1 protein-coding gene is annotated in these 2,918 nt (G+C 50.3%); it reads left to right on the top strand.

From position 1 onward, the window contains the following. Positions 1-41: 41 nt before the first annotated feature. A partial coding sequence (locus tag HWQ67_RS15485; RefSeq protein ID WP_218253588.1) for a DUF5684 domain-containing protein occupies positions 42-2,918 on the top strand: 2,877 nt, incomplete at its 3' end.

Genomic DNA, 2,918 nt, shown 5'->3' with positions numbered 1-2,918 from the left:
AGAATCTATATACAGACTCTAAAGATTATGATGGAGGTTACATGATTAAGCGGTTTTATTTGAAACTACCAACGGCGCTTATAGCGTTGTTTTTGTCTATAGTTTTTTTTAATGATCCGGGATATTGCAGGTATTACAAGTGGATAGATGATAACGGTCAGATTCATATAACCGACTATCCACCACCGGAAAAAGAGACTTCACCGGAACCAGACAATGAGCAGACAGCAGGGCAACCCGGCGTACAGCCATCGCCCTCGGTTTCAACACCGGCCAAAGCCCCCTCCGGTGTGCAAGCAGACAAGGAGACTGCCAAACCGGTGTCAACTCCACCGGCAACACCCAAGGCAGCCCAACCGGTACCAACATCAATACCGCCTGTTGCTGCTCCCGTGACACCCCCCCCGCACCCTGCACCGGCAACACCACCTGCTGCGACTGCTAAAAAACCACAACAATCTCCCGTTGCCTCAACCAAGCCACCCCTCCAGCCTGCTGCTGACAGCGCACCTGCCACAACAACGGCCGTGTCACCCCCGCCGGTAGCAAAGCCACACCCGGCACCTGTAGCACCACAACGTACAATGCCGCCTGTAGCAAAAACAAAACCTGCTACACCCCTGGAGGGCATGTATGACGTGGAGACGTTAAAGAATAAACTGGTTGGATTTTTGGTGTATTTACTTGCATTCTTGGCGTTGGCTGCGTTAATAAGCATTGCCTTCTTGTTTGTATTGTATAAGACGGCGAAAAAGCTCAACGTGTCTTCTGCATGGATGGCGTGGGTGCCCCTGTTGAATTTATTTATAATGGCGCAGATGGCAGGCAGGCCGGTATGGTGGGGTGTGTTGCTTATGCTCCCTGTTGTCGGTAGTGTCGTTTTTGTGATCCTGTGGATGGATATATGCCAGAGGCTTGGGTTAAAGAAACAACTGGGGCTGCTGATGTTAATCCCCATAGTGGTGCCAATAGTCCTGTCTTATCTTGCCCCCACGGTGGTTATTGGTACCAGTCAGATGTTTATAATTCCTTTTGCCGTGCTTTTCTTTTTATCTTTTTCGGCAGTATTTCTGCTGCCATTGTATTATCTGCGGCAGGCAGGCAGGATAACGCCGCAAGATAACATCGACTACGGTTATGACCCCTATGACCAGAGTACCAAACCGGAAGATAGTCTGCCTCAAGAGGAAGAGTTACCCGTGTTTCTCCAAAAAACCCCCGCTGACTCAACACTGCCTGAAGATGATACCCAAGATAGGGATGTCTACACATATGACGAAACTGCCGATATCGCCGATGTTGTCTCTGATAAGAATCGCAGCATCGTTAGTGATATCGATCAGGTGCCTGCTTCTGAGATGTCCTTTGGCAGGGAATATATAATGGATAGCTCGGAGGATCAATACCTGCAACCCGCTAATGAAGTAGAAGACAGGGGCATTGAATTACGGCAGAAGTTGACGGAAGAGGACAGATTCGATGACACGGGTGATAGCTTTGCTCACTCCGAGGACTCGACCGTTGTAAGGGACGGGGTGGAGTTAAGTAAAAAAATAGAGATGGAGTTTGAACCTGTTTTTGAGATAGGTGCGGAGGATGAGCTTGGGTTAGAAAATGGCGAATTAGTTATCTCCGAAGGTGATTTGGGCATTGATGGTGGTGAGCAAGAATACCTGTTGAGTGACAAGGACGAGGTCTTGGCCGGTGAGATAGAGTTTGGTGTCGAAATACCACAGGAGAGCACCTCGGAGGACTCCACATGGGTCTTGGGCAAGGATGGCAGTAGTAAGGTTGACACAGACGAGTTTACGCCGGAATCTCCAAAGGATGAAGTCTTGGCCGGTGAGATAGAGTTTGGTATCGAAATACCACAGGAGAGCACCTCGGAGGACTCCACATGGGTCTTGGGCAAGGATGGCAGTAGTAAGGTTGACACAGACGAGTTTACGTCGGAATCTCCAAAGGATGAAGTCTTGGCCGGTGAGATAGAGTTTGGCGTCGAAATGCCACAGGAGAGCACCTCGGAGGACGCTACGTGGGTCTTGGACAAGGATGGCAGCAGTAAGATTGGCAAAGAAACGTTTAAGCCTGAACCTCCAAAGGACGAGACCTTGGCCGGTGAGATAGAGTTTGGCATTGAGGACGAGCAGTGGGAGGACCCCACGTTGGTTTTAAATACGGGCAACATGGGGATAATCAATCGTGTGCTTGATGAAAAACCGGCAGTGGATATAAACATGGAGGGAGACTTTGGCATAGAGACCCCGGAGTTGAGGATAGACCTTGGCATTGACAGTGCCCAGGGGGATACTGATGATCGCAACCTGGAAATAGACGGCCTTGACGATGAGAAGTCTCCTGATGTTTCGGAAGACATTGCCTCAGAGTATGACTCCGGCGCCATCGAGGCAGACCAAGAACAAACCATCGATTTGGGCGATAAGGTAGAGATTGATTTTGAGCTGCAAGAGGATATGGGAGCCATAGAAGACATTACGCTGGATTATAGTGGCGTTGACCTCTCAGCACCGGATGAAGCAGGGTTGGAGATAGAGCCGTCTATGGAACTGGATATCGCAGAGGAGGAGCTGCACGGGGCAGAGGAGCTATCGGGCGAGCTTGACCTTGGCCCTGAGATACGTGAAGAAGAGGATGCCGGGCCTGCCCGGGACGACCTCAGCGGTGATATAGAGGGACTTCAGACCGATATGGGGTTGGACACAGGCGGTGGCGAATTGGAATTTGACGCAGAGTCTGAACCGATTCCTTATGAGGGTGGTCTTGAGATAGACGGCCTTGAAATAGACGACCTTGAGGCTGAAGAGGCGTCACTGGATTCGATAGAACTGGAGCTTGACGAAAGTGAGGCACCAACGTATATGTCTGATATTGACCACCTTCAGCCTGAAGCGGTTGCG

It is taken from the genome of Candidatus Magnetobacterium casense (genome assembly GCF_019173545.1).
GTDB classification, from domain to species: Bacteria; Nitrospirota; Thermodesulfovibrionia; order Thermodesulfovibrionales; family Magnetobacteriaceae; genus Magnetobacterium; species Magnetobacterium cryptolimnobacter.
This window is presented reverse-complemented; position numbering and strand designations above follow the sequence as displayed.